The 24,763-nt window shown below is 31.1% G+C and carries 24 protein-coding genes, 3 tRNA genes and 1 pseudogene; 12 read left to right on the forward strand and 16 right to left on the reverse strand.

Going from position 1 to position 24,763, the window contains the following annotated elements:
* The first annotated feature begins 34 nt into the window (after positions 1-34).
* Together FOC43_RS01025 and FOC43_RS01030 are read left to right on the forward strand one after the other, a co-directional pair.
* The gene (locus tag FOC43_RS01025; RefSeq protein WP_004283640.1) at positions 35-1,249 is read left to right on the forward strand and encodes a DUF2920 family protein; all 1,215 of its coding nucleotides are present in this window, start codon (positions 35-37) and stop codon (positions 1,247-1,249) included.
* A 15-nt stretch (positions 1,250-1,264) separates the two neighbouring features.
* Positions 1,265-2,335, forward strand: coding sequence for a hypothetical protein (locus FOC43_RS01030; protein WP_004283642.1), 1,071 nt, complete (start codon positions 1,265-1,267; stop codon positions 2,333-2,335).
* Here the strand turns inward: FOC43_RS01030 and FOC43_RS01035 are convergent.
* Together FOC43_RS01035 and FOC43_RS01040 are read right to left on the reverse strand one after the other, a co-directional pair.
* On the reverse strand, positions 2,332-2,559 hold the full coding sequence (locus tag FOC43_RS01035; protein WP_002777686.1) for an acyl carrier protein: 228 nt from the start codon (positions 2,557-2,559) through the stop codon (positions 2,332-2,334). The genes FOC43_RS01030 and FOC43_RS01035 overlap by 4 nt on opposite strands.
* Before the next feature lie 39 nt (positions 2,560-2,598).
* Entirely contained in the window at positions 2,599-4,107 is a 1,509-nt protein-coding gene (locus tag FOC43_RS01040; RefSeq protein ID WP_004283670.1) for an amino acid adenylation domain-containing protein, read from the reverse strand.
* Between the two features lie 60 nt (positions 4,108-4,167).
* Here FOC43_RS01040 and FOC43_RS01045 point away from each other — a divergent pair, with 60 nt between their 5' ends.
* Positions 4,168-5,385: a DUF2920 family protein gene (locus tag FOC43_RS01045; RefSeq protein ID WP_004283672.1), complete on the forward strand. Its 1,218-nt coding sequence runs from the start codon at positions 4,168-4,170 to the stop codon at positions 5,383-5,385.
* Positions 5,386-5,398: 13 nt separating this feature from the next.
* Here FOC43_RS01045 and FOC43_RS01050 read toward each other — a convergent pair whose 3' ends face one another.
* From FOC43_RS01050 to FOC43_RS01070, 5 genes are read right to left on the reverse strand one after another with little or no spacing between them, the layout of a single operon-like run.
* On the reverse strand, positions 5,399-5,620 hold the full coding sequence (locus FOC43_RS01050; RefSeq protein ID WP_002786077.1) for an acyl carrier protein: 222 nt from the start codon (positions 5,618-5,620) through the stop codon (positions 5,399-5,401).
* A complete protein-coding gene (locus FOC43_RS01055; RefSeq protein WP_004283680.1) occupies positions 5,620-6,681 on the reverse strand; it encodes a beta-ketoacyl-ACP synthase III in 1,062 nt (353 codons plus the stop codon). Before FOC43_RS01055 ends, FOC43_RS01050 begins: the two co-directional genes overlap by 1 nt.
* Entirely contained in the window at positions 6,671-8,233 is a 1,563-nt protein-coding gene (locus tag FOC43_RS01060) for an HAD family hydrolase (protein WP_004283683.1), read from the reverse strand. Before FOC43_RS01060 ends, FOC43_RS01055 begins: the two co-directional genes overlap by 11 nt.
* The gene (locus FOC43_RS01065; RefSeq protein WP_002777637.1) at positions 8,233-9,141 is read right to left on the reverse strand and encodes a class I SAM-dependent methyltransferase; all 909 of its coding nucleotides are present in this window, start codon (positions 9,139-9,141) and stop codon (positions 8,233-8,235) included. The genes FOC43_RS01060 and FOC43_RS01065 overlap by 1 nt, the downstream gene beginning before the upstream one ends.
* Positions 9,135-9,359 (reverse strand): acyl carrier protein, encoded by a 225-nt coding sequence (locus tag FOC43_RS01070; RefSeq protein ID WP_004283690.1) that lies wholly within the window; start codon positions 9,357-9,359, stop codon positions 9,135-9,137. Before FOC43_RS01070 ends, FOC43_RS01065 begins: the two co-directional genes overlap by 7 nt.
* Positions 9,360-9,449: 90 nt before the next feature.
* Between FOC43_RS01070 and FOC43_RS01075 the strand changes: the two genes are divergently transcribed.
* A complete protein-coding gene (locus FOC43_RS01075) occupies positions 9,450-10,193 on the forward strand; it encodes an AAC(3) family N-acetyltransferase (protein WP_004283694.1) in 744 nt (247 codons plus the stop codon).
* On the opposite strand, the pseudogene FOC43_RS01080 reads toward FOC43_RS01075, so the two are convergent.
* The 4 genes and pseudogenes from FOC43_RS01080 to dcd form a co-directional block, all read right to left on the reverse strand.
* Positions 10,176-11,496 (reverse strand): annotated as a pseudogene (locus FOC43_RS01080) (DUF4910 domain-containing protein). The gene FOC43_RS01075 and the pseudogene FOC43_RS01080 sit on opposite strands and share 18 nt — an antisense overlap.
* A complete protein-coding gene (pseC, locus tag FOC43_RS01085; protein ID WP_004283700.1) occupies positions 11,489-12,619 on the reverse strand; it encodes a UDP-4-amino-4,6-dideoxy-N-acetyl-beta-L-altrosamine transaminase in 1,131 nt (376 codons plus the stop codon). The pseudogene FOC43_RS01080 and the gene pseC overlap by 8 nt, the downstream one beginning before the upstream one ends.
* A gap of 1 nt (position 12,620) precedes the next feature.
* Positions 12,621-13,625, reverse strand: coding sequence for a UDP-N-acetylglucosamine 4,6-dehydratase (inverting) (gene pseB, locus FOC43_RS01090; RefSeq protein ID WP_002777630.1), 1,005 nt, complete (start codon positions 13,623-13,625; stop codon positions 12,621-12,623).
* A gap of 49 nt (positions 13,626-13,674) precedes the next feature.
* Positions 13,675-14,235 (reverse strand): dCTP deaminase, encoded by a 561-nt coding sequence (dcd, locus tag FOC43_RS01095; RefSeq protein ID WP_002788404.1) that lies wholly within the window; start codon positions 14,233-14,235, stop codon positions 13,675-13,677.
* A gap of 157 nt (positions 14,236-14,392) precedes the next feature.
* On the opposite strand from dcd, the gene accB reads away from it, so the two are divergent.
* Together accB and FOC43_RS01105 are read left to right on the forward strand one after the other, a co-directional pair.
* Positions 14,393-14,848 carry an acetyl-CoA carboxylase biotin carboxyl carrier protein gene (accB, locus tag FOC43_RS01100; RefSeq protein WP_002777628.1) on the forward strand — a complete coding sequence of 152 codons (456 nt, stop codon included), beginning with the start codon at positions 14,393-14,395 and terminating at the stop codon, positions 14,846-14,848.
* 1 nt (position 14,849) lies between these two features.
* The gene (locus FOC43_RS01105) at positions 14,850-16,181 is read left to right on the forward strand and encodes an acetyl-CoA carboxylase biotin carboxylase subunit (protein WP_002777627.1); all 1,332 of its coding nucleotides are present in this window, start codon (positions 14,850-14,852) and stop codon (positions 16,179-16,181) included.
* Positions 16,182-16,208: 27 nt separating this feature from the next.
* Here FOC43_RS01105 and FOC43_RS01110 read toward each other — a convergent pair whose 3' ends face one another.
* Positions 16,209-17,024: a peptidylprolyl isomerase gene (locus tag FOC43_RS01110; protein ID WP_002777626.1), complete on the reverse strand. Its 816-nt coding sequence runs from the start codon at positions 17,022-17,024 to the stop codon at positions 16,209-16,211.
* 64 nt (positions 17,025-17,088) lie between these two features.
* On the opposite strand from FOC43_RS01110, the gene gltX reads away from it, so the two are divergent.
* From gltX to FOC43_RS01130, 4 genes are read left to right on the forward strand one after another with little or no spacing between them, the layout of a single operon-like run.
* Positions 17,089-18,480, forward strand: coding sequence for a glutamate--tRNA ligase (gltX, locus tag FOC43_RS01115; RefSeq protein WP_002777625.1), 1,392 nt, complete (start codon positions 17,089-17,091; stop codon positions 18,478-18,480).
* Positions 18,480-19,715: a malic enzyme-like NAD(P)-binding protein gene (locus FOC43_RS01120; protein WP_002782010.1), complete on the forward strand. Its 1,236-nt coding sequence runs from the start codon at positions 18,480-18,482 to the stop codon at positions 19,713-19,715. The genes gltX and FOC43_RS01120 overlap by 1 nt, the downstream gene beginning before the upstream one ends.
* Positions 19,712-20,338 carry a uracil phosphoribosyltransferase gene (gene upp, locus FOC43_RS01125; protein WP_002788402.1) on the forward strand — a complete coding sequence of 209 codons (627 nt, stop codon included), beginning with the start codon at positions 19,712-19,714 and terminating at the stop codon, positions 20,336-20,338. Before FOC43_RS01120 ends, upp begins: the two co-directional genes overlap by 4 nt.
* 5 nt (positions 20,339-20,343) lie before the next feature.
* Complete coding sequence (locus FOC43_RS01130) at positions 20,344-21,015, forward strand: menaquinone biosynthetic enzyme MqnA/MqnD family protein (protein WP_002788400.1); 672 nt, start codon at positions 20,344-20,346, stop codon at positions 21,013-21,015.
* Here FOC43_RS01130 and FOC43_RS01135 read toward each other — a convergent pair whose 3' ends face one another.
* Together FOC43_RS01135 and FOC43_RS01140 are read right to left on the reverse strand one after the other, a co-directional pair.
* Positions 21,016-21,666 carry a potassium channel family protein gene (locus FOC43_RS01135; RefSeq protein WP_002777618.1) on the reverse strand — a complete coding sequence of 217 codons (651 nt, stop codon included), beginning with the start codon at positions 21,664-21,666 and terminating at the stop codon, positions 21,016-21,018.
* A gap of 12 nt (positions 21,667-21,678) precedes the next feature.
* Entirely contained in the window at positions 21,679-23,022 is a 1,344-nt protein-coding gene (locus tag FOC43_RS01140) for a TrkH family potassium uptake protein (RefSeq protein ID WP_002786100.1), read from the reverse strand.
* 140 nt (positions 23,023-23,162) lie between these two features.
* Here FOC43_RS01140 and FOC43_RS01145 point away from each other — a divergent pair.
* Positions 23,163-23,238 (forward strand) — tRNA-Phe (locus FOC43_RS01145).
* A 217-nt stretch (positions 23,239-23,455) separates the two neighbouring features.
* Here FOC43_RS01145 and FOC43_RS01150 read toward each other — a convergent pair.
* Positions 23,456-23,531 (reverse strand) — tRNA-Met (locus tag FOC43_RS01150).
* Positions 23,532-23,562: 31 nt separating this feature from the next.
* A tRNA-Gln gene (locus tag FOC43_RS01155) sits at positions 23,563-23,637 on the reverse strand.
* A 106-nt stretch (positions 23,638-23,743) separates the two neighbouring features.
* On the opposite strand from FOC43_RS01155, the gene FOC43_RS01160 reads away from it, so the two are divergent.
* Positions 23,744-24,763: a bifunctional 3,4-dihydroxy-2-butanone 4-phosphate synthase/GTP cyclohydrolase II gene (locus tag FOC43_RS01160; protein ID WP_002777613.1), complete on the forward strand. Its 1,020-nt coding sequence runs from the start codon at positions 23,744-23,746 to the stop codon at positions 24,761-24,763.

The raw sequence follows: 24,763 nt of genomic DNA on the forward strand, positions 1-24,763 counted from the left end.
TAATTGTCTTTAAAATACAATAAAAGGCTTAAAATTGCTTATAAATCAAACCTTTGAAATTGATTCTTGTGATGATGTAGAATTAAATATAAAAAGAACTAGCAAACTTGAATACCGCATTAGCTATGATGATGAAAAAGATATCAAAGCCATAGTTTTTATAGTGGGTGGTTTTGGAGCTAATGCAAATATTTCTTTTTTAGATTTTGATAGGGAATATATTGCTAAAAATTTTGATGTTGTAGTGATACATGTTTTTTATCATTGTTTTTGTGCAAGACAAAGTATTGATCAAAAGTATAATCCAAAGCTTATTCCCAATCAAGATGATTTAGAGCGTATCAATGGTATTTTAAAAAATATTAATTTAGGACATTTATCGGTTAATAAAGATAATTTTGAATCAATTATTCCTCTTATAGAGCAAAAAGTTAATAAAATGAAACAAGCAGGTTTGGTTGATGAAAGCCAAAAAATAGAACTTTCTTGTGATTTTATCCCACCTAATGGAGATTATCAAAACTATGGCGTTATGGCAGCTATTGATCATATCAATGTTTTAAAAGATCTTGTAAAAAAATTTCCAAATTTTAAAAACCTTCCAAAGATTTATGGGGGGGGGTCTTATGGAGGATACCTATCTTTACTCATAGCAAAGATAGCTCCTTGGTATGTGGATGGTGTGGTTGATAATTCGGGTGTTTGCTTACCATTCTTGGTGTGCATTTTAGGAAGAGAAATGAATCAAGGGGAATTTTATTTCGAAGGAAGTGGTTATAGACTTTATTGTTTTGTATATAAATACTGGAATAGAAATATGAATTCTTCTTATTATTTTGGGGATGAGAATTATTTAATTAGAGCAATTTTAAATTCAAATCATCTTAAAATTCAAGCAAATATTGATAGTGATATTGTTTTTTCGAGTTATCATAGTTTACAAGATACGCGTGCATCAGCGCAAAACAAAATAGAGCTTTATAAATGTTATCAAGAATTAGGATATGATGCTACTTTACATTTAATAAAAGATGAAAATGATGTAGATGGTAGATTTATAAAAAGTTTAGAACATGGGCTTAGAATGACTGATAAAGCCTTATTTAGAAAAGAACTTCCTTTAATGCTTGAAAAACTACAAGGAAGAAAATCTTTTATGCGAGAAAATTCTATCTCTTATCCTTGTGGAAATAAAGTGTTTGCTTTTAAAGATGTGGGAGATAAATTTAAATTAGAGATAAAAGATTAAAACAAGGGAAATTAAATGACAGCATATTTGCATATAGGAACACCAAAAACTGGAACGACAAGCTTGCAAAATTTTCTTATTATAAATGAAAATAAAGTGTTAAATCAAGCTTATATTTATCCAAAAAGCCTTAGAGTGGCAAATAGGCATTGGGCTTTGGTAGATATGGTTTTAGAACTAGTTCAAAAAGAAGATATTTTGCAAAAAGAGAGTATTTTAAGCTGTATTAAAAACGAAAGACTTCTTAGAGCTATAGAAAATTTTAAAAGCGAAAGTGCTTTACATAAAGATAAAAAATTTATTTTTTCAGCTGAGGGTATAGTTTGGGATTTTTCTACCAAAAAACATGTAGAAATTTTAGAAAAGATTATGAGAGAGTTAGGTTTTACTCAAATTTATATTATTGTGTATTTTAGAGATACTTTGGGTTATTTAAACTCACATTGTTCTCAAGATCATAAAAACAATATGGGGTATTATTCTGCTGATTTTGCTCCGCAAGATCATCCTAGAAAATATATTTTTGACTATGAATGGATTTGCAAAACTCATGCTGAGGTATTTGGAGAAGAAAATTTGATAGTAAGACTTCTAAGGGAGGATTATGTAGGAGGGACTTTACTTAAGGATTTTGTTTATCATTTAGGACTTGAATGGGATGAGAGTTTTGTTTTAAAACAAACCAAAAATGAAAGTTTTAATCTTTTAGGAATGGAGCTTATGTCAAGATTAAATCAAAAAGATTTAAAGCAGGATAATCTTAATTCTTTGCTTTTTATGGCAAGAAGAAAATTTGAAGGCAGCAAAGAAAAAAGATTAAAATTTGCAGTGCAAAAAGATATTGCTAAAGCTTATGTGGATTATTTTGCTTCTTCACTTGAATGGGTAAAAAACAAATATTTCCCGCATAAAAATTCTCTTTTTACTCCTGTGAATTGGGAAGAATATGAACAAAACTATACTTTAACCCATATGCTAAGTAAAGATTGGGATGATGTGGCAGATTTTATAGCACAAATTATTGTTTCTAAAAATGAAATCATCAATTCTTTAAAAGAACAGCTTGAACTTGCAAGGAAAGATTAGTCTTTCATTGCAGTTTCAAGCATTTTTTTGATATTTTCAAAGCTTTCAAAATTTTCAGGTGTGATAAATTCTGCTTTTAAGGGTTTTTTATAAAATTTTTCTATTTCGGCAACCAAAGCCATAATATCGATACTATCGATAAAATCTTCACTTACTAGATTTTCCATACTCTCATTGATATCTGTTCTTTCTATATTGATAAAAAATTGTTTGATTTCTTGCATTTTTTCTCCTTTAGTTTTTTGAAATTATAAAATATTTATTTAAACAAGTTCTTTTAAAACCTTTCTATCAATTTTACCATTTTGATTAAGCTTAAATTTGTCGAGTTTAATAAAATTTTTTGGGATCATGTAACTAGGCAATTTTTCTTTTAAAAAGGCTTTAAAATTAATTTCTTCTTCACTTTCATAAAAACAAATAATATCTTCTTTAAAAATACAAGCACTGTTTTTAATATTCACATGAGAATTTATCACGCTTTCTATTTCTCCAAGTTCTATTCTATGTCCCATATATTTTATCTGATTGTCTGCACGTCCATAGCATAAAAGCTCACCAAATTCATTATAAGAAACGATATCTCCTGTTTTATAGAGTAAATCTAAATAATTATCATGTAAAGGATTTTGAATAAAAGCTTGTTTGGTTTTTTCTTTATCATTATAGTATCCTAAAGATAAAGAAGTTCCTCTCACATAAAGTTCACCTTTTATACCTGTTTGTTTAGGATTTATCAAATTCATATTTTCATCAAAGACTAAAAGCTCTGTATTTTTACAAGCTTTACCTATAGGCAAAAGTTCTTCATCTTTAAATTCACGATCTACTATATAAAAAGAACACACATCAGTGATTTCTGTAGGGCCATAAAGATTGGCAAAAAGTGTATCGGATAAATGTTTGCGCCAAATGTTTAATTGTTTATTAGGCATGATTTCTCCGCAAAATAATACTTTTTTTAAATTCTTTAGAGTGGAAGCATTTACCGCGTTAGTATTTGCAAAATAAATCAGCACTGAAGGTACCCAAAATATAGCACTAACCTTTTCTTTTTCTAAGCATTCTAAAATTTTATTTGGAAAAGCAAAAAGATGATTAGGTAAAAGGTGTAAAGTCGCTCCTGATTTTACACTTGAAAAAATATCTAAAATGCTATTGTCAAAATAAAATGGTGCTTGATTGGCTAAAATTTCATTCTCATCAAATTTAAAAGTCTCACACACCCAAAAAGTATAATCAATCACACTCTTATGTGCTATGCTTACTCCTTTAGGAATGCCTGTGCTCCCACTTGTAAAGAAAACATAGAGTAAATTAGTATCTATATGTTTTTCTTTAGCATTTTTTAGCAAACTCTCATCTATATTAAAACTTTCAAAGTCTTGTGTATAAAGCGTAGGCAAATCTAAATTAAAATTTAAATCCTTTGAAGTGATAAAAAGTTTAGGTTTTAAAACTTCTATAACTTTTTCTACTCTTTCTTTAGGACTTTTTTCATCTAAAAGTGTATAAAAATTTCCACTGAGTGCCACTCCAAAAAATGAAATCAAACAATCAATCCCTTTAGGCAAGATGATTAAAACAGGAGCTTGAGTAGGATTATCATTTCCTAAAGTTTTTAAAATTTCACTGGCTAGTTTCTTAGAAAAAAGATCAAAGTCTTTATAAGTGATTTCTTTTCTTTCCTTGGCAAAGGGTTCTACAAAAGCAGTTTTTTCGCTAAATTTGATTAAACTTTTTTCTAAAAAATCGTAGATGTGAGTTGTCATGATTTACCTTTTTAATTTTTTGTAATATAATATCGATAAATTAATAAAAAAGGCCTTTATATGCTCATAAACCAAATCTTTGAAATCGATTCTTGTGATGATGTAGAATTAAATATAAAAAGAACTAGTAAACTTGAATACCGCATAAGTTATGATGATGAAAAAGATCTCAAAGCTATAGTTTTTGTCATAGGAGGTTATGGAGCTAATGCAAATATATATTTTTTAGATTCTTATAGAAATTATATTGCTAAAAATTTTGATGTAGTGACAATAAATGTTTTTTATCATTGTTTTTGCCAAAGGCGTTCAGATGTTGAGAAATATAGTGCATACAAATATTTTCAAGAGGAAGATATTGAAAATATTAAAAATTTATTAAATCAGTTTCATTTTTCTTATGGTGAAATAAATAATGATAATGCGCTTTTTTTAGCGAATTCTTTAGTGAAACATGTAGAAAATTTAAAAATGCAAAATAAACTCGATCATAACTTTAAACTAAATTTTACTTCAACTTTTATCCCGCCTAATGGAGATTATCAAAATTTTGGCATTATGGCAGCTATTGATCATATCAATGCTTTAAAAGATCTAGTTAAACGCTTTCCAAAATTTGCAGATTTACCAAAAATTTATGGGGGGGGGTCTTATGGAGGATACCTATCTTTACTCATAGCAAAGATAGCTCCTTGGTATGTGGATGGTGTGGTTGATAATTCGGGTTCGGCTTTGCCACCTTTAAATTATATTTTAGGAAGAGAAATGGAACATAGTTACGGTGATTATTATGAAGATTTTCCACATAATAGGATTATTTTTTTTCTAAAAACCCACTGGACGCGTAAAGAAAATTCACCTTATTTTTTTAATAATGAAAATTATTTTATTAGAACATTGTTAAATAAGGATCATTTGATTTTGCAAAGTCAAAAAAATAAAAATATTATTTATGTGAGTTATCATAGTAAAGAAGATCCTTTAACTCCAGCAAATTTTAAAGAACAAACCATGCAAATATTAAAAATTTTAGGTTACGATGTAAGCTTAAATTTGATAGATGAAAATAAAATTGATGGAAAATTTATTAAAAATTTAGATCATGGTTGTGGTATACCTGATAAAGCCTTATTTAGAAAAGAACTTCCTTTAATGCTTGAAAAATTACAAAAAAGAAAATCTTTTATGCAAGAAAATTCCATCTCTTATCCTTGTGGGAATAAAGTGTTTATATTTAAAGATGTGGGAGATAAATTTGAATTAGAGATAAAAGATTAAAACCTTAAAGGTTTTAATCAAGCTTTGCTAAATCGATTAAATCACTCACTTTTTGACAATTTTTCAAGTCCTCGGCTGTGATTTTTAAAGCAAAAAGATTTTTATAAAGCACCATCACAGATACAAAAGCCAAACTATCCCACTCATCTATATCATCAAGTAGCATATCTTCATTTAAGTCTTCATCTCTATGCATAGCTTCTTTAAGCTCTTCTAAAAATTCAGTTTTTGTCATTATTTCTCCTTTGTGTAAATTAAAATATCTTTTGTGTATAAATCTTTGAAATTCAAGACCGCACTTCCCCAGCTAAGCCCTGCACCAAAAGCACTTAAACTCGCTTTAAATTCTTTTGGAGTATCTAGTTCGCAAAGTAGAGCAGGTAGTGAACAAGCGCTTAAATTAGCGTATTTTTCCATGATGAAATTAGGAACTTTATCATCATTAAGTTTTAATTCTTCTTTAATACAATCAACCAAATACGCATTAGATTGATGAAAAAGATGAAAAGCAATGTCTTTTTCATCTACTTTAGAAAATTCTAAAATTTCTTTAAAGCTTTTAGGTTCGCATTCTAAAGCCATATTAAAAATATTTGCTCCGTCCATGTAAAGATTTTCTAATTGTCTAAACTCCTCAGTTTGCATGAGCGAATCATTGTTAAAAATATCTGCTTTAGGTATTCTCATCGCACCTTTTGGAATGATGAGTTTATCAAAATGTCTTCCATCGCTTCCAAGCTCAAAAAAAGCTTCGTTAAAATCCGTTTTTTCAATCAAAGTTGCACTTACTCCATCACCAAAAATAGGAGCTAAATTCATATTTTTAGGGTGGATGAATTTGCTTAAAGTATCTCCACAAATGAGTAAAATTTTACCTAAGCCACTTTGTATTAAAGAATGAGCGACAAATAAGCCGTATAAATACCCTGCACAAGCTTGCCCTAAATCAAAAGCTACAGTTTTAGAACTTAAATTTAAAAGTTGGTGTAAATAACAAGCCGTAGAAGGCATGAAAAAATCAGGACTTTGAGTTACTACGATGAGTGCATCAAGACTATTTTTATCTATATTTAAACCTTGTAAAAGTGTATTGGCTGCGTGTTTGCCAAGATCGCTTACACAAGTGTTTTCATCACAAATATAACGTGTTTTTAAGCCTATGACTTTTTTCATTCTTTTAAGGGTTTTAATATCATTTGAAAAAACGCTTTCTAACTCATCATCAATGCAAATTTTATGTTCAGGTACGCTTACGCAAATGCCTGAAATTTTAGCTTTATCAAATCTAGTTTTCATGGATTATAAGTCCTTTGAAGTTTAAATTTTGAAATGGAATAAGGGCTGAGTTTTTTTCAAATTTTTTGGAAATTTGTTCTAAAAAGCTCAAAAATGGCATATTTCTTTCGCCTTTTTGATAGTAAAGCCTTGCATTATTGTTTTTAAGATCAAAGAAATATAAAGCTAGTTCAAAGGCTTTAAAAAACATTCTAGTTTCAAGTTTTCTACCTAAAGCCCTACAAGAAATGCAAAGATCATCGATAAATAAATTTCCTTCTTTACAAGAAAAAACAAAAATAGCGATAATCCCACTATCGCTTAATTTATCACTCATACTCACACTTACAATGAGTTCTTTTTGCATGTGTTGTGCGACTTTTTCTTGATTTAAGCGTGTGTAATTAGCGATAAATTGATTGGTTTTGCCTAAAAGTTCGCTAATGCGAGGGATATTTTGCAGATCATTTTTGCTAAAATTTAAGCTGATTTCAAGATTTTGAAAATATTCTTCATCGCTTAAGCTTTTAAGCTCTTCTCTTAAAGCATTGGCTGCTATATCTTTGGCACGAATTTGATCTTCTTTGGTATTTGAAAGTTTTAAAAGATTAGGAAAAAGTTTGATTTTATAAAGTATATTTTCATCGCATAAAAGTGTTTTAACGCCTGTAAATTTGGTATTTTCAAGCTCGGCGATATTATCATCTATAAAAAGCATAGCGTTAGTATTTATATTAAATTTTTTAGCAATTTTTAAGATATTTTCACCCTTTGGCTCCCAATTAATCATTCTAGCATCAAAATCATCCCATTGTAAGATGAAATCTTTCCTTATTTCAAAAAGTTTTTTTGCGTCTTTTTCTTCATTTTTTGAAGCTAGGGCAAGTAAAAACCCTTGTTTTTTAAAAGTTTTAATTTTTTCTTGTAAGGTTTTGTGCAAAGGACTTAAATTAAGATTATCTATACCCTCTTCACCTAAAATTCCTTGATACAAGGTATTATCAAGATCAAGTACAAGAGCTTTAAGAGCGGGTTTTACGAGTGCAGGGATGAGGCTAAGTCCTAAAATTTGTGCTAAAAAAATCAAGGCTTTATTATTAAGCTTAGAGCCTGTAAGTTCTTCTTTAGCTAAGTCTAAAATATCTTCTTCATCAAAATACTCTTTTATGAGTTTTTCTATGTTAAAAATTTCACAATTTAAAATTTTTTTATCTGTTTTAAATTCTCCTAAACTAAGGACTAAAATAGGGTTTTGTGAAATTTTTCTTAATACTAAAAGTCTTTCTTCTATAAAATTTTGCACATTATTTTTATAGCGGGTTAAATCTAGCCATAAAAGTTCTAAATTAGCTTCTTTAAAATTATCAAAACTCAAGCTATCATCATAAGAGCTGAAATTAAAATCAGCTCTTAAATTAGCAAAATGTAAAAAAGGAGCAATGATACTTTGCACTCCTTCAAAAGCATGATTTCTATGGATATTGATAAGAAGATCTTGACTTTTACTAAAGTCTAATTCTTTGGCAAATTTTATAAGCTCATTGCGTTTTAAATGGGGTGAAAAAAGATTCATTATTTTTCCAAAACCACTGCCATAACAATGGCATTTTTTGTTTTTAATGCTTTTTCTAAAGAATAATTATTTGCCATAAAATATTCGCATTCTTTGATTTTTAAACCTGCATTTTTAAGTAAATCTTTAACTTCATCAGGATGGGAAAATAAATAAATATGGTCAATAGCAGGAGCGTTGATAGGGATGGTTGCAAAAATTTCTCCACCATCATTCAGTAAAGTTTTTACATCTTTCATAAACTGTAAAGGTTGTTCTACGTGCTCCAAGACTTCTCCCATTACAACTAAATCTGCTTTATTGTTGAAATTGCATTTAGTGAAATCTTTACATATAAAATCACATTTAAAATTATTTTGATTAATTACTCCAAATTGATTTTCTACCATATCTTTGCTCATTTGACAACTTATAGGAGAAATATCTATTCCATAATATTCTATAAATTTTTGACTTCTTAGTGCTTTAACAAAAAATTCTCCATGACCAGGACCGATTTCAAGATAAGTGCTTTTTCGATCTTGTTTTTTATCTATATATTTAGCAAAATATCTTCTAACTTCAATATGAGCATTCCAAATAAAAGAAGATATAGCAAGTCCCACCATGTATTGCTTCATATAATTTTCATTGAAATATACCATATTTTTTACTTCTGCTAAAGTGCTATATCTATATTTTCCAAATTCTATAAAATATTTAGTTTCTTCTAGAGTGTCATTGAGTACAACTATATAACTTTTAGCTTGTTCTTCTAGATTGATGTTTAATGTATCTTTATAATAGATGATAAGTTTTTCTAAATCATTATATTCTTCATCTGAAAGTTGCAATCCATCTAAACATTTTTTATGCAAAGCATTTTTTTCTTCTATGAGTTTAAATAGTTTTTTAGTATTTTTTAACATAATTTCTCCTTAATAGCTTTTAAAAGTTCATTTTGAGATTTTAGCTGACTTAATTCATCTTTGTTGAATTTGATTTCAAATTCTTCTTCTAAACTCATGATGATATCAATATGAGCTAAAGAAGTCCAGTTCTTGCAGTTTTCCATGCTTAAATTTGTATTTTCATCTACTTTGGTTTCAAGTATATTTTCTAAAATTTCATAAAATTGTTTTTCCATTGTATACCACTTTCTTAAGAATGTTTAAAATTAATATATTGTATCATAAAATTTTTCATTAATTATAAAATATTTTATTTAGGTTTTAACATGGAAAAGATAATACGATTTATAAATTTCTTAGAGTTAAATAAAGATGATTTTATTTTATTTACAGGGAATTTGATGCAATTTTTGCAAAATATAGATGGAGATAATAGAAAAAAATTAAATTTTTTATTAGATTGTATGAAAGATAATGTAGATACACTAGCTATTCATACTTTTAATTGGGATTTTTGTAAAGGTTTGGCATATGATATTTTAAATTCTAAATCACAAACTGGAGCTTTAGGTAATATAGCTCTTAAAAGAGATGATTTTAGAAGAACAAAACACCCTATTTATTCTTTTGCGGTTGCTGGAAAATTTCAAAAAGAACTTGTTATGCTTGAGAATAAGGGAGCTTTTGATAATAATTCTCCTTTTGCTTTTATGCATAAAAATAATGCAAAAATGATTATTGTAAATTTGCCTTTGCAAGATTCTTTTACTTTTGTGCATTATGTGGAAGAGTGTTTAAAAGTCGATTATCGTTTTAACAAAAGTTTTGAGGCTTTATATACAGACGAAAAAGGATTTACGCAACTGAAAACTTATGATATGTTTGTTCGTAAAGATGGAGTTTTAACAGATGTTAATGGTTTGGAAAATCTTTTTATAAAAGAAAATGTGATGGAGCTTAAAAAATTTGAAAATCTTTGTATTAAGAAAATCGATTTATCTAAGGCATATGATGTAATTGTTAAGGATATTGAAGATAATCATGCTAAAAATTTAATGAATTATGCTTAAAAGTTTATATTCTAAAATTTTTTCCAAAAGTTCTTTAAATTCATAAGCTTGCATATTTAAGATATTGGCTATATCGATGATATCATTCTCTCCATCACAGTAAGCTAGAAAATTACAAGCTAAAGGAATGTCATTGGCAGTGCTAAGGGTATGATATAGTCCTCTTTTGCCAAGATTGGGCTCGCATACTATGGTGTTTTCATATACGGCGTTGATTTCTAGATTTAAAATCATTTCTTGTATGCTTTGAAGTCCACCCATTAAACCTTTTTCAGAGATAAAATTGAGATCATCTTTGCTGGTGTGGTATTGTTCGTATTCTAGGTATCTTGTGCGACATACTCCTACAATGCCAAGATTTACAAGCGGAGCATTGTATTGTCTTTCATCGCTCCCACGATCCAAAAAACTAAAAGCTTTGAAATTTTCTTTATTTTTAAGCGTATGTAAGGCAACTTTATCACTTAGAGTGTTTTTTTTGGGTGTGTGTATGAGTGAGTAAGCATGATCATCGCCTAAGCAAGAAAGCACAAAGCCTGCTTTAACATGTTTTTTTAAATGCTCTAAATGTTTGCTAAGATAGACTATAGAGCCTATGGTTTCAGGAATGATGACAAAGCGGTAATTATACTTTCTTTCTTTTAAACTCAAAAGCCATTTTGCTAGGAAAATAGCCACCACAGGACCACTAAGCTCATTATTTGCCATGGAAGGGTGGCAAAGATAGGTTGAAATTAAAATTTCATCTTTTGAATTTTGCGTACTAGGTAGGATAAAATCAGCATAATCCAAAACCCCATTTTCATCATGTTTCGCATTGATATAGACTTTGTATTTGCCTTTTTTGAGTTTTTTTCTTTCATTATGCGTGAGACAAAATCCCCAACGCCTTTTGTAATAACTCGTTACATAAGGAATAGCATCGGGCATTTCTTCTATGGAGTAAAGATGATTTTGAAGTTCTTCAAGTTCGATTTCTTTATCGATAGCTTCGCTATAATTTAGAAGGTGTAAATTATGCTTTTTAAAATCACAAATTTTTTCTCCTTCTGGAGTGATGATATAGGCTTCTTTAGCGTTCCATTCATCAGGGACTATCCAGTCAAAAACCTTTGTGCCACTTTTTATAGAGTGAAATTTGAGTATACCCCCCCCCGCCCAGAGTTTTATTTAAAATTTCTAAGCTAGCTCTAAAACCTTGCCCTGTGATGCTTCTAGGGATAGGAAAAAGTTCGCAAGCTAGTTCATACATAGCCTTTCCAGTTTGGCTAAAATCTTGGCTTCTAAAGTCTAGCTTATTCACAATATCCCTTTTTAACTTTTTCAAGAATGCTAAATAAAGTATCTTTTACAAATTTTGCATCTTTTAGATTCATTTCTTGATGACAAGGTATGCTAAGCTCGGCTTTGTAAAAATTATCCGCATTTTGGAGTTTGATTTCTCCTAAGAGTTTTTTATAAAAACTAAACTCATAAGTTGGTTTATAATGTACCTGTACGCCAATTCCTGCATGAAGTAAGCTTTCAAAAAGTTCTTCTTTTTGACAATAAAATTCAGGAAAAAGCAAGATAGGGTATAAATGTCTTGAGCTTTTTTTATAATTTTTGATTTTTATCGTGGAAAAATAAGGATTTTTTTCAAATTCTTTATCATAAAAACTTGCAATTTCTTCTCTTTTTTCAAGATTGTGATCGAGTTTTTTAAGCTGGTTTATCCCTAAAGCACAAGCAACATCGCTTAAGCGGTAATTATAGCCAAGTTCTATCATATCGCTATCCCAAAGCCTTTTTTTAATGATACCATGGCTTCTTAAAAGCTTGATTTTGGTGATAAGCTCTTCATTATCACTCACCACAGCCCCGCCTTCAAAAGTAGTGATGGGTTTAACAGGATGAAAAGAAAAGATAGAAAGATCGGCTTTTTTTCCTACTTTTTCACTTTTATATAAGGCACCTAAAGCATGGCTTGCATCATCGATTAAAGGGATATTGTATTTTTTAGCAAGGCTTGAAATTTCATCTATTTCAACGCTATTTCCCCCAAAATCCACCACGCTAATAGCTCCTATATTTTTACTATCTTTTAAAAGTCTTGCTTCTAGTTTTTTTTCGTCAATATTGCCATCGTTTTTAATGTCGATAAACTCTACCTTAGCTCCAGCTATTAAGGCTGCATTAGCTGTAGCAGCGAAGGTTAAAGGAGTGGTTAAAACGATTTTTTCTTTGATGTCTAGTGCTGTGTAGGCAAGATGAAGAGCTGAAGTAGCTGAGTTTAATACACAAGCGTGTTTTACGCCCACATATTCGCAAAGGGCTTCTTCAAATTCATCTACCTTTTTACCTCCAGTTAAAATTTCATCTTTTAAAGCTTTTGTAAGCGCATCTATATCGCTTTGATCGATGTTTTGATGAGAATAAGTAAGCATTTTAAAAACCTTCGGTGTGATTGATGATTTCTAAAAGTTCTTTTTCGCTTGCCCATAAAGGATTATTATCCGAACTATAAGAAAAACCATCTTTTACCTTTTGTCCTTTTTCGCCCAAGGCATTGATACTAAAATCACTCTCTTGATCTACAAGCTTAATACTAGGACTTATAGCATAGTAGTTTTCAAATTCATAGGTTAAATGACTATCATCACTTGAAATCATGATTTCATGTAGTTTTTCTCCTGCTCTGATACCTATGATTTTATGACTTAAATGAGGAGCTAAAGCATGAGCTAGATCGGTGATTTTCATCGAAGGAATTTTAGGGATGAAAATTTCTCCTCCGTGCATTCTTGCAAAATTGCTCAGTACAAATTTCACTCCATCTTCAAGGCTGATCCAAAAACGAGTCATTCTTGTATCGGTGATAGGAAGTTCTTTAGCACCTTGCTCAATAAGCTTTTTAAAGAAAGGTACTACCGATCCTCTTGAACCTACAACATTGCCATATCTTGTAACACCAAAGCGTGTTTGTTTGTTACCTGCTATATTGTTTGCAGCGACAAAAAGCTTGTCGCTTGCAAGTTTGGTTGCACCGTATAAATTTACAGGATTGCAAGCCTTGTCTGTGCTAAGAGCGATACATTTTTTAACCCCATTTTCAAAGCAAGCATCGATCACATTTTGAGCGCCATGGATATTGGTTTTGATACATTCCATAGGGTTATATTCAGCAATAGGCACATGCTTCATCGCAGCAGCATGTATAACAAAATCCACATCACGCATAGCAACGCTTAAGCGTTCTTTATCTCTTACATCCCCTATAAAATAACGCATACAAGGAGCATTAAAAACGCTTGCCATTTCAAATTGTTTGAGCTCATCACGAGAATAAATGATGATTTTATTAGGTTTATAATTTTCTAATAAAACCTTAGTATAGGTTTTTCCAAAAGAGCCTGTTCCGCCTGTGATTAAGATATTTTTTTTGTTAAACATTTTGCCTTCCTTTGTTTAAGTTTTTTTAAAATTAAAGCAATAAGTGTTCCTATTTTAAAATTCTTGGCAAGGTTATACCCGTTTGAGCTTGATACTTGCCTTTTTTATCCTTATAGGTTGTATCACATTTTTCATCACCTTGTAAGAATAATACTTGTGCAATGCCCTCATTAGCATAAATTTTTGCAGGCAAGGGAGTGGTATTTGAAATTTCTATGGTTATATGCCCTTCAAAGCCTGGTTCAAAAGGAGTTACATTTACGATGATACCACATCTTGCATAGGTGCTTTTTCCAAGACAAATAGCCAAAACATCATCAGGCATTTTAAAATATTCTATAGTTCTAGCAAGTGCAAAAGAATTAGCAGGGACTATACATACATCACCTTCAAAATCCACCACATTTTCTTCTAAAAAATTTTTTGGATCCACTACGGTAGAATTTACATTGGTAAAAATCTTAAATTCGCGCCCCACGCGTATATCATAACCATAGCTTGAAAGTCCGTAGCTTACTACGCCTTTTCCTATATTTGCTTCGCAAAATGGTTCGATCATCTTGTGTTCTAATGCCATTTTTCTTATCCAATTATCCGCTTTTAAACCCATTTAATATACCTTTATTTTTAAACATAATTTTTTTGGATTATAGCTTATTTTTTATATTTTATGAAACTTTTAAGCGTGAAATTTTATTTTTTAAAGTTAAATTTCAAGTTTTTTAATATAATACTAGATTAAGTTCTTAAAATCAGGAGATGAAAATATGACAAAAGAAGAGATTAAAGAATTAGTAAATTTGTTTGCCGAGGCTAATATCAGTAAAATAAAAATCAAAGAGCAAGATGGATTTGAAATCGAACTTGAAAGAGATATGTGTTGTGATGTTCCAGCTCCTTTGGCTTGCCCACCTGTTCCAGCTCCACAGCCTATTAATGTTAATGTAGTTAATGAAGCACAGCCTTCAAGTGCAAAATCAAATAAACCAAGTATAAACAGCCCTATGGTAGGAACTTTTTATCAAGCTCCAAGCCCAGGCGCAGCTCCTTTTGTGAAAGTGGGTAGTTCAGTTAAAAAAGGCGATACTATCGCTATCATCGAAGCGATGAAAATCATGAATGAGATCGAAGCTGAATTTGATTGTAGAATAGTAGAAATTTTAGTTGCAGATGGTCAGCCTGTAGAATTTGGTATGCCTTTATTTACGGTGGAGAAATTATAAAATGGAAATTAAAAGCATTTTAATTGCTAATCGTGGAGAAATAGCACTTCGAGCTTTAAGAACAATTAAAGAAATGGGAAAAAAAGCAATTTGCGTTTATTCTGAAGCAGATAAAGATGCTTTGTATTTAAAATATGCAGATGCAAGTATTTGTATAGGAAAAGCAAGAAGTTCTGAAAGTTATCTTAATATACCTGCTATTATTTCAGCAGCTGAAATTGCAGAAGCGGATGCGATTTTTCCAGGTTATGGATTTTTAAGCGAAAATCAAACTTTTGTTGAAATTTGTGCTAAACACAATATCAAATTTATAGGGCCTTCGGTTGAAGCTATGAATTTGATGAGTGATAAATCAAAAGCTAAGCAAGTTATGCAAAGAGCAGGAGTTCCTGTTATACCAGGAAGTGATGGAGCTTTAGCGGGTGCTGAAGCGGCTAAAAAACTTGCTAAAGAGATCGGTTATCCTGTGATTTTAAAAGCAGCAGCTGGAGGCGGAGGTCGTGGAATGCGTGTAGTAGAGCATGAAAAAGACCTTGAAAAAGCATATTGGTCAGCTGAAAGTGAAGCGATGACAGCTTTTGGCGATGGGACTATGTATATGGAAAAATACATACAAAATCCACGCCATATAGAAGTTCAAATCATCGGAGATAGTTTTGGAAATGTGATCCATATTGGTGAGAGGGATTGCTCTATGCAAAGACGCCACCAAAAACTTATAGAAGAATCTCCAGCAATTTTACTCGATGAAAAAACTCGCGCAAGACTTCACGAAACAGCAGTAAAAGCTGCTAAAGCTATAAGCTATGAGGGTGCAGGGACTTTTGAATTTTTAGTAGATAAAAATTTGGATTTTTATTTTATAGAGATGAATACGCGTTTGCAAGTTGAGCATTGTGTGAGCGAAATGGTGAGCGGGATTGATATCATTGAACAAATGATTAAAGTAGCTGAAGGTTATGCTTTACCTTCTCAAGAAAATGTGAAGTTAAAAGGACATTCTATAGAATGTAGAATCACTGCTGAAGATCCTAAGACTTTCTTGCCAAGTCCAGGTAAGATTATCAAGTATGTTCCACCTGCAGGGCGCAATGTTAGAATGGAAAGCCATTGTTATCAAGACTACAGCGTGCCGCCGTATTATGATTCTATGATAGGAAAACTTGTGGTTTGGGCAGAAGATCGCAACAAAGCCATTTCAAAAATGAAAGTAGCTTTGGATGAGCTGATTATAGGTGGGATTAAAACTACTAAAGATTTTCATCTTGCAATGATGGATAATCCTGATTTTATTAGTAATAATTACGATACCAACTATCTTGCTAGACATTAATCAAGATGGATTTTTTCCATCTTGATTTTATCTTAAATACTCTATATTGATTTTTGAGCGTAATTTATCGAAATAATCTTGTATATAATTTTGTCTTTGCTCGCTTACATAAGCATTGAGTATTTCATTTTTAATTTGATAATATTCTGGAGTTTGTCCTCCGTTTTTATCCTTTACTTGATAAATTTCATAACCTTTTTGCGAATTTAAAACCGGAGAAAAGCTTCCTATGGGTATAGATGATAAAAGTCCTAAAAGTCTTGGATCTGAATTATTAGGAGTGAGGGTGGCTTTTTCTGCTTTAAGTGCAGTTTTTGTGGTAGCTTTTATATTTTCTAAATCTTGTGCATTGTTAGAACGATAGATATTTACATTAATTTCGGTAAAGAGTGTAAATTTATTTTTATTTTGTTCGAAAAATTTTTTAGCCCCCTCATCGCTAAAATCGGTTTTAGCTGTGCTGGCAATTTTTTCATAAAGTTTTCTTTTTTCAAAATCTTTTTTAAAATTGCTACGAAATTGTTCGTAATTTTGCCCCTTAGCTTGTAAATCTCTTTTAAAGTCTTCAAGTGAAATTTTATTTTGTGCTAGCATTTTACCAATGGCATTATCAAGCTCAAGCTCACTCGTATAAATTCCAAATTGTTTTATTTGTGAAAGCTCCATTTTTTCATTAATCAAAATCCCCAAGGCTTGATTTTTAGGTATATTTAGGGTTTTCATGGTTTGTTCTATATCATAGGTTGTGATAGGCTCTTTATCTACCACTACAGCAATAGCATTTATAGTATTTGCATGAGTTAAGCTTATAAAAAATACAAAACTTAGTAAAATTTTTTTCATTTCAAACCTTTATTTAAGTGTAAATATCGCATTATATCAATTAAAATTTAAGAAAAGGCAAAAAATGACAGGAAAACTTACGACTCGTTTCGCTCCAAGCCCTACAGGATATTTGCATATAGGTGGTTTAAGAACCGCTCTTTATAGTTATTTGTATGCAAGAAAAAATAAGGGCAATTTTTTACTTCGTATAGAAGATACGGATTTAAAAAGAAATTCCAAAGAAGCTACGCAAGCTATCATAGAAGCCTTTAAATGGTGTGGTTTGGATTATGATGGTGAGGTAACTTACCAGTCTGAACGCTTTGATCTTTATAAAAAATACATACAAAAACTTTTGGATGAGGGCAAGGCTTATTATTGTTATATGAGTAAAGAAGAGCTTGACGAACTCCGTGCTAAACAAGAAGCGGCCAAAGAACGCCCAAGATATGATGGCAGATACAGGGATTTTACAGGAACTCCACCATCAAATATAGAACCCGTGGTGCGTATAAAAGCTCCTCAAAAGGGTGAAATTTGCTTTATAGATGGTGTTAAAGGGGAAGTGAAATTTAAAGTAGAAGATATTTTAGATGATTTTATCATAGCAAGAAGTGATGGAAGTCCTACTTATAATTTTACAGTTGTAATTGATGATGCTTTAATGGGAGTAAGCGATGTGATTAGAGGGGATGATCATCTTTCAAATACTCCTAAACAAATCGTGCTTTATGAGGCTTTAGGATTTGAAATTCCTAAATTTTACCATGTGGCTATGATACATGGAGAAGATGGTAAAAAGCTTTCAAAACGACACGGAGCAACCGATGTGATGGAATACAAGGCTATGGGAATTTTACCTCAAGCTTTGCTAAATTTTTTAGTGCGTTTAGGATGGAGCCATGGCGATGATGAGGTTTTTTCTTTAGAAGATCTTAAAAGGCTTTTTGATCCTAATCATATCAACAAAAGTGCTTCTTGTTATAATTTTAAAAAACTTGAATGGCTCAATGCTCATTATATCAAGACTTTGCCTTTTGAAGAAATCAATCGTCAGTTAAAAGATCTTGGTTTTGATCTAAGCGTTTATACAAAAGCAGGATTTTTACTCGATTTATTAAGAGAGCGCGCAAAAACTTTACTTGAAATTATTAGCGGAGCTAAAAGTATCGTTGAAGCGCCACAAAATTATGATGAAAATGCTATAAATAAATTTATAAACGAAAACAATCTTTTATTGCTTCAAAACTATGCAAATGAGTTAAATGAAGAGAAAAGTGCAAAAGATTTTGAAGAATTTACTAACGAATTCTTACAAAAAAATGAGGTAAAATTAAAAGATTTGGCTCAACCTATACGCATAGCTCTAACAGGAAGTGCGGTTAGTCCTAGCATTTTTGAAGTTTTAGAGTTTTTAGGGGTCAATGAATGTAAAAAAAGAATAAAAAAATTTTTAGATTTTAAAGGAAAATAATGAATTTAAAAGAAGAGGCTTTAAGATATCACTTAGGAGGCAAGATAGATATAAAGCCGTCAAAACCTATGAATTCAAGTCATGATTTATCTTTGGCTTATAGTCCAGGTGTTGCAGAACCTTGCATTGAAATTGCTTCTAATAATGAGCTTGCTTATACTTATACAAACAAAGCGAATTTAGTAGCTATCGTTAGTGATGGTTCTGCGGTTTTAGGTCTTGGAAATATCGGCGCGCAAGCTTCTAAACCGGTTATGGAAGGTAAGGCTTGCTTGTTTAAAAAATTTGCTGATGTAAATGCGTATGATTTAGAAATCGAAGCACACAGCATTGAAGAAATTGTTGCTTTTTGTAAAGCCATAGCACCTACTTTTGGCGGAATCAATTTAGAAGATATTTCAGCACCTAAATGTTTTGAAATCGAAGCGGCTTTGCAGGATTTAGGAATTCCTGTAATGCACGATGATCAGCATGGAACCGCTATTATCTCAACCGCAGGGCTTATGAATGCTATGGAGATAAGTGGTAAAAAATTTGAAGAGATTAAAGTTGTTGTAAGTGGAGCAGGAGCTGCGGGTATTGCTAGTGCTAGAATGTATAGAAATTTAGGTGTTAAAAATATCATTCTTGTAGATAGTAAGGGTGTGGTCAATAAAAAAAGAACAGACTTAAATCAATACAAGCTTGAATTTGTAAGCGATACGCAAGCAGATACTTTAAAAGAGGCTATGAAAGATGCGGATGTATTCTTGGGGCTTAGTGCACCAAAGATACTAGATGATGAGATGATTTTGTCTATGGCAAAAGATCCTGTTATCTTTGCCTTGGCAAATCCTATTCCAGAGGTGATGCCTGAAGATGTGGCAAGGCTTAGAAAAGATGCTATTGTAGGAACGGGAAGAAGTGATTATCCTAATCAAATCAATAATGTTTTAGGCTTTCCTTTTATTTTTCGTGGGGCTTTAGATGTGCGTGCGACAAAAATTACTGAAAATATGAAAGTAGCTGCAGCAAAAGCTTTAGCAGATTTGGCAAAATTACCTGTAAGTGATGCGGTTAAAAATGCTTATAAGATAAGCCATTTAGAATTTGGAAAGGATTATGTTATCCCAAAACCTTTTGATGAGAGGGTTAAGGCTGTTGTAAGTACTGCGGTAGCTGCTGCGGCTGTAAAAGATGGGGTAGCTTTGCTTAAGGAATTTGATGAGAAAACATATTTTGAGAGTTTAAAATGAAAAATATTCATCACATATGCCATCCTTTGATAGAGCATAAATTAGGGTTTTTGCGCGATAAAGAAACTAAACCTTTCCATTTTAGAATGCTCATTGATGAGATTTCTACTTTCTTGCTTTTTGAAGCGACTAAAGATTTATGTTTAAAAGAAACACAAATTCAAACCCCTGTTGCTAATGCTAAGGTAAAAAGATTAGATGAAAAGATTATGATATGCCCTATTTTAAGGGCAGCTTTGGGTATGCTTGATAGTATTTTTAGACTTATTCCTGATGCTAGTGTAGGATTTTTGGGTTTTGTTAGAAATGAAAAAACTCTCAAGGCGGATTTTTATTTTCAAAAACTTCCTAAAGATGCAAAAAAACGCACCGCTATTGTTATAGATCCTATGTTTGCTACAGGTGGGACTGCTATAGAGGCTTGTAATTTTTTAAAAAGCCAAGGAGTTAAAAAAATAAAATTTATATCCATACTTGCTGCTTTACAAGGTTTGCAAAAATTTAGCCAAATGCATGATGATGTAGAAGTTTTTGTGGCTTGTATTGATGAAGGTTTAAATGAAAAAGGTTATATTATCCCAGGGCTTGGAGATGCAGGAGATAGAGTGTTTAACACTCTTTAAAAGAGATGATTTTTGGAAAAATTGATTATATTAATCTTTTACCTTTGCATATATATCTTAAGAAATATCCTTTACCTAATGGTTTTAAAGCAAGTATGGAGCATAAAAAAGGAGTTCCAAGTAAGCTAAATAAAGATTTATTTTATAGAAGAATTGATGCAGCTATTGTTTCAAGTATAGAAAGCGCTAGAAAAAAATATAAAAATTTAGATTTGGGTATTTGTGCCAATAAAAGAGTTTTAAGTGTTTTAGTAGAAAAAAATACACCCAATGCTAAAGATCCAAGCTCGGCAACTTCTAATGCTTTAGCTAAGGTTTTAAAACAAGAGGGGAGGGTGATTATAGGTGATAAGGCTTTAAAACTTTATTTACAAGATCCTTCTAGGTATACTGATTTGTGCACAAAATGGCATGAAAAAACAGGCCTGCCTTTTGTTTTTGCTAGGTTTTCATGTGTGCAAAAAAAAGCTTTATATAAACAAATCTTAAAAAAATTTCCAAAAACAAAGATTAAAATTCCTTATTATATACTCCAAAATTATGCTAAAACAAGGGATTTAGATATAAAAGATATTAGATATTATTTAGATGAAATCATATATCATAAAATTTCCACCAAAGAAAAAGCAGCCTTAAAGCGTTTTATAAAGGTTTGCAAGGCTTTAAATCTTACTTAATTAATGCTCAAATTCTCTAAGCTCTTTAACCGTTCCAAGTAAGATTACAACATCACCACCATAAACAGTAGTTGTTTCTAAATCAGGCAATATTTCCCAGTCTGTATTAAGTTTTTTATAGCTAATAACTCTCATATTTTGTGCAATGTGCTTTAATGAATTTCCTGCTAATTTGTCATCTATAGTGATTTTAATAGCACGGATAGTATTAGCCGATAGATCAAAAACCTCATAATCTGCATCTTTGGTTAAAAAATCTTTTACAAGCTTTTTAGCACTTTCTTTTTCAGGATAGATTACTTTTGTAGCCCCAAGTTTGGATAAAATTTGCCCATGAATGTTAGAAGTGGCTTTTGCGATAATATTATTTACTCCTATATCTTTAAGAGCCATTAGAGTAAGTATGGATTTTTCAACATTTTCACCTATGCTTACAATCACGACTTCTACATCATGAAAACCCGCTTCTTTGAGTGCTGAAATATTGGTAGAATCCAAGATATAGGCATAGCTTGGTGAATTTTGTATACTTTTTAAAGCTTCTTCATCTTTATCGGCTATGATTACAGTATGTCCTCCAGCAAGAAGCTCATCTGCGACTACGGATCCAAATTTTCCAAGTCCTATAACCCCGTAACTAAGCTTTTTCATTATATTTAACCTTTATAAATAGATTTTTCCTTTAGGAAATTTGATATGTATCGCTTTATCTTGCTGAAATACAGAAAGTAAAAACGCAAAAACACCAATCCTTCCGCTTAACATCATAATAATAATAATAATTTTGCTTGGATTGCTAAATAAAGCACAAAGCGAAAGATCTCCCCCATCTCCTACCGAAATTCCCACTGTTGCAAATGCTGATGAGGTTTCAAAAAGCAGATGGATAAAATTAAATTCTGATTCTAGCAAAGAAAGGAAAATAACCGCTATAACTATATAAACAGCCGAACCCACTGCTATAATAAATGCTCTTGAAATGATCTCTTGTGGAATTTCGTGGTTGAAAATTCTTACCCTTCCATTGCGAATGCTCCAGTAAGCATAAAACAAAAGCACCACAACAGTTGTGATTTTCATTCCCCCTGCTGTTCCACCCGGTGCTCCTCCAATCACCATAAATAAAGAGCCAAAAAATAAGCTTGCATCATGCAAGCCACTCATATCGAGTGTATTAAATCCTGCTGTGCGGTAATTGATCGCAATAAAATAAGAACTCAAAATTTTATCAAAAAGAGAAAAGCTACCTATGGATTTTGGGTTAGCATACTCTAAAAGAAAGATAATAAGTGTTGAAGAAATGATAAGAAAAAGGGTTGCCATAATAACTACTTTGGTATGTAGGCTTAAATTTTGCAGTCTTTTTCTTTGAAAAAAATACAATTCAACTAAGACAAAATATCCAAGTCCACCAATGATAATAAGAGAAGTAAAGATGAGATTAATAGCTACATCGTGCTTATAGGCAAGAAGTCCATTTTCAAAAATAGTAAAACCTGAATTATTAAAAGCACTGATTGAATGAAAAAATCCAAACCATAAGGCTTTACCAAAATTCATCTCAAGTGCAAAACGCATGGTAAGAAGTATAGTGCCTATAAGTTCTATTGTAAAAATAAATAGTAAAACTTTTTTAAAGAATTTAAAAAGTCCTTCCATGGAAGGATAAAATAAAGATTCTTTAAGTAAGTTTCTACCATTAAAACCTACTTTTTTGCGTATAATCAAGTAAACAAAAAGCCCTATACTCATATAACCTAAGCCGCCAATTTGAACTAAAATTAAAATAATAATTTGTCCTGCCAAGGTAAAATCAACTGCTGTATTTTTAACAATAAGTCCAGTCATACTCACAGCTGAAGTACTAGTAAAAAAAGCATCGATAAAACTAATAGGACTTGTATGAGCCCAACTTGAATGCAAAAGAATAGCGCCAAGTAAAGCAATGACAATATATCCTGCTAGCAAAATTTTAAAAGTTCGTCTGTCTAAGCCAAATTGTTTCAAAAAAATCCTCATTGGTTTTTAATTTTAAACCGACTATTCTATCGGATTAAAACTTTAAGGCAAATAAAATTTTATTTTTATATTTAAACTTAAATTAAAGAAAAAAAAGTATAATTACACTTTATTTTTAAAGATGACTCGGTTGGATAGCTCAGTCGGTAGAGCAGCAGACTGAAAATCTGCGTGTCGGCAGTTCGATTCTGCCTCTAACCACCATCATTTTATTTTTTATTAAAAATGACTTTAATTTCTTCCTAAGTTCTTCATCAAATTTTATTTAAAAATTTATATCATATTATATCTTATGTGTTAGTTATAAATTTATTTTTTATATTATTTTATAATGCGATTTTTTTTAGTTAAAAAATAAAATTCTAGAAAATTAAAATAAATCATTTTTGCATATTTAAGATTTAAAGTTATGGATAAGTTTTGGTTGCGAAGGGGAGATTTGAACTCCCGACCTTCGGGTTATGAGCCCGACGAGCTAACCACTGCTCTACTTCGCGACAATCAAATTTGTGTTTGAAGTTTAGTTCGTGGATGGGGTAAAGGGATTCGAACCCCTGAATGACAGGACCAAAACCTGTTGCCTTACCGCTTGGCGATACCCCAATATTTAATTTTTAAAAAGTAAAAACGAGATTATAATCAATTTTAATTTATTTGTCAAGCAAATGAAGTTATAATTTTAAAAAAAATAATATTTTAAGGATTATAAATGAAGTTTGTAAGCATTGAACAAGCAATTAAGGATTTACAAGAAGGAAAAATGCTTGTAATGGTAGATGCAGAAGATAGAGAAAATGAAGGAGATTTGATTTTTCCAGCTCAATTTAGCACTAAAGAAAAAGTAAATTTTATGATAAAAGAAGCTAGAGGGGTTGTGTGTGTAGCACTCGCAGAAGAACTTGCAAGAAAATTTGAACTTCCTTTGATGGTGCCCAAAAATACTTCAAATCATGAAACAGCCTTTACAATCACAGTGGATGCAAAAGATGCAACTACAGGTGTAAGTGCTTATGAAAGAGATATGACGATAAAAATTTTTGCAGACGATAATGCAAAAGCGAGTGATTTTGTACGCCCTGGACATATAAATCCTTTGATAGCCAAAAAAGGCGGTGTTTTAGAGCGCACAGGCCATACAGAAGGAACGGTTGATCTTTGTCATTTAGCAGGGCTTAAACAAGCTTGCGTGATTTGTGAGATTGTTAAAGATGATGGAGATATGGCAAGAAGAAGTGATTTGGAAGAATTTTGCACTAAGCATAATCTAAACATGATAGCTGTTTCTGATATCATAGAATATCGCTTAAAAAATGAAAGTCTTATTAAATTACAAGAAAAAAGTGATGCTATTTTAGCAGGTTTTAAAGCACAAAAATTCATTTTTACAGATCATAATAATGCTCAGCATATAGCATTTGCATTTAAAGAAATTCAAAAATGTGAAAATGTTAAATTTCATATTAGCGGAAGTGATTTTGAGCTTTTAACCTCTGATAAATTTTCTAAATTATTAGATCAAATTCGTTTTTTGAGTGAAAATGGAGGAGTGATAGTTTTTATGCAGGGTGAAAAATCAAGTGTAACTCAATTTAAAAATTATGGTATAGGTGCGCAAATTTTAAGATATTTTGGCATAGAAGAGATTAAGCTTATGTCGCAAAGTTGTGATAAGGATTATATAGGCTTAAAAGGCTTTGGTTTAAATCTTAAAATTTGTAATTTTAACTAA

The sequence above is a fragment of the Campylobacter coli genome, from assembly GCF_009730395.1.
In the GTDB taxonomy this organism is placed as follows: Bacteria; Campylobacterota; Campylobacteria; order Campylobacterales; family Campylobacteraceae; genus Campylobacter_D; species Campylobacter_D coli.

Excerpts from the sequence above, each read along its gene's own strand:
- FOC43_RS01130 (WP_002788400.1), top strand. The coding sequence starts at position 20,344 with ATGATTTTTGGAAAAATTGATTATATTAATCTTTTACCTTTGCATATA.
- pseB (WP_002777630.1), bottom strand. The coding sequence starts at position 13,625 with ATGTTTAACAAAAAAAATATCTTAATCACAGGCGGAACAGGCTCTTTT.
- dcd (WP_002788404.1), bottom strand. The coding sequence starts at position 14,235 with ATGGGTTTAAAAGCGGATAATTGGATAAGAAAAATGGCATTAGAACAC.
- FOC43_RS01075 (WP_004283694.1), top strand. The coding sequence starts at position 9,450 with ATGGAAAAGATAATACGATTTATAAATTTCTTAGAGTTAAATAAAGAT.
- pseC (WP_004283700.1), bottom strand. The coding sequence starts at position 12,619 with ATGCTTACTTATTCTCATCAAAACATCGATCAAAGCGATATAGATGCG.
- FOC43_RS01030 (WP_004283642.1), top strand. The coding sequence starts at position 1,265 with ATGACAGCATATTTGCATATAGGAACACCAAAAACTGGAACGACAAGC.
- FOC43_RS01110 (WP_002777626.1), bottom strand. The coding sequence starts at position 17,024 with ATGAAAAAAATTTTACTAAGTTTTGTATTTTTTATAAGCTTAACTCAT.
- FOC43_RS01105 (WP_002777627.1), top strand. The coding sequence starts at position 14,850 with ATGGAAATTAAAAGCATTTTAATTGCTAATCGTGGAGAAATAGCACTT.
- upp (WP_002788402.1), top strand. The coding sequence starts at position 19,712 with ATGAAAAATATTCATCACATATGCCATCCTTTGATAGAGCATAAATTA.
- accB (WP_002777628.1), top strand. The coding sequence starts at position 14,393 with ATGACAAAAGAAGAGATTAAAGAATTAGTAAATTTGTTTGCCGAGGCT.
- FOC43_RS01120 (WP_002782010.1), top strand. The coding sequence starts at position 18,480 with ATGAATTTAAAAGAAGAGGCTTTAAGATATCACTTAGGAGGCAAGATA.
- FOC43_RS01050 (WP_002786077.1), bottom strand. The coding sequence starts at position 5,620 with ATGACAAAAACTGAATTTTTAGAAGAGCTTAAAGAAGCTATGCATAGA.
- FOC43_RS01060 (WP_004283683.1), bottom strand. The coding sequence starts at position 8,233 with ATGAATCTTTTTTCACCCCATTTAAAACGCAATGAGCTTATAAAATTT.
- FOC43_RS01160 (WP_002777613.1), top strand. The coding sequence starts at position 23,744 with ATGAAGTTTGTAAGCATTGAACAAGCAATTAAGGATTTACAAGAAGGA.
- FOC43_RS01135 (WP_002777618.1), bottom strand. The coding sequence starts at position 21,666 with ATGAAAAAGCTTAGTTACGGGGTTATAGGACTTGGAAAATTTGGATCC.
- FOC43_RS01040 (WP_004283670.1), bottom strand. The coding sequence starts at position 4,107 with ATGACAACTCACATCTACGATTTTTTAGAAAAAAGTTTAATCAAATTT.
- FOC43_RS01045 (WP_004283672.1), top strand. The coding sequence starts at position 4,168 with ATGCTCATAAACCAAATCTTTGAAATCGATTCTTGTGATGATGTAGAA.
- FOC43_RS01065 (WP_002777637.1), bottom strand. The coding sequence starts at position 9,141 with ATGTTAAAAAATACTAAAAAACTATTTAAACTCATAGAAGAAAAAAAT.
- FOC43_RS01070 (WP_004283690.1), bottom strand. The coding sequence starts at position 9,359 with ATGGAAAAACAATTTTATGAAATTTTAGAAAATATACTTGAAACCAAA.
- FOC43_RS01055 (WP_004283680.1), bottom strand. The coding sequence starts at position 6,681 with ATGAAAACTAGATTTGATAAAGCTAAAATTTCAGGCATTTGCGTAAGC.
- FOC43_RS01035 (WP_002777686.1), bottom strand. The coding sequence starts at position 2,559 with ATGCAAGAAATCAAACAATTTTTTATCAATATAGAAAGAACAGATATC.
- gltX (WP_002777625.1), top strand. The coding sequence starts at position 17,089 with ATGACAGGAAAACTTACGACTCGTTTCGCTCCAAGCCCTACAGGATAT.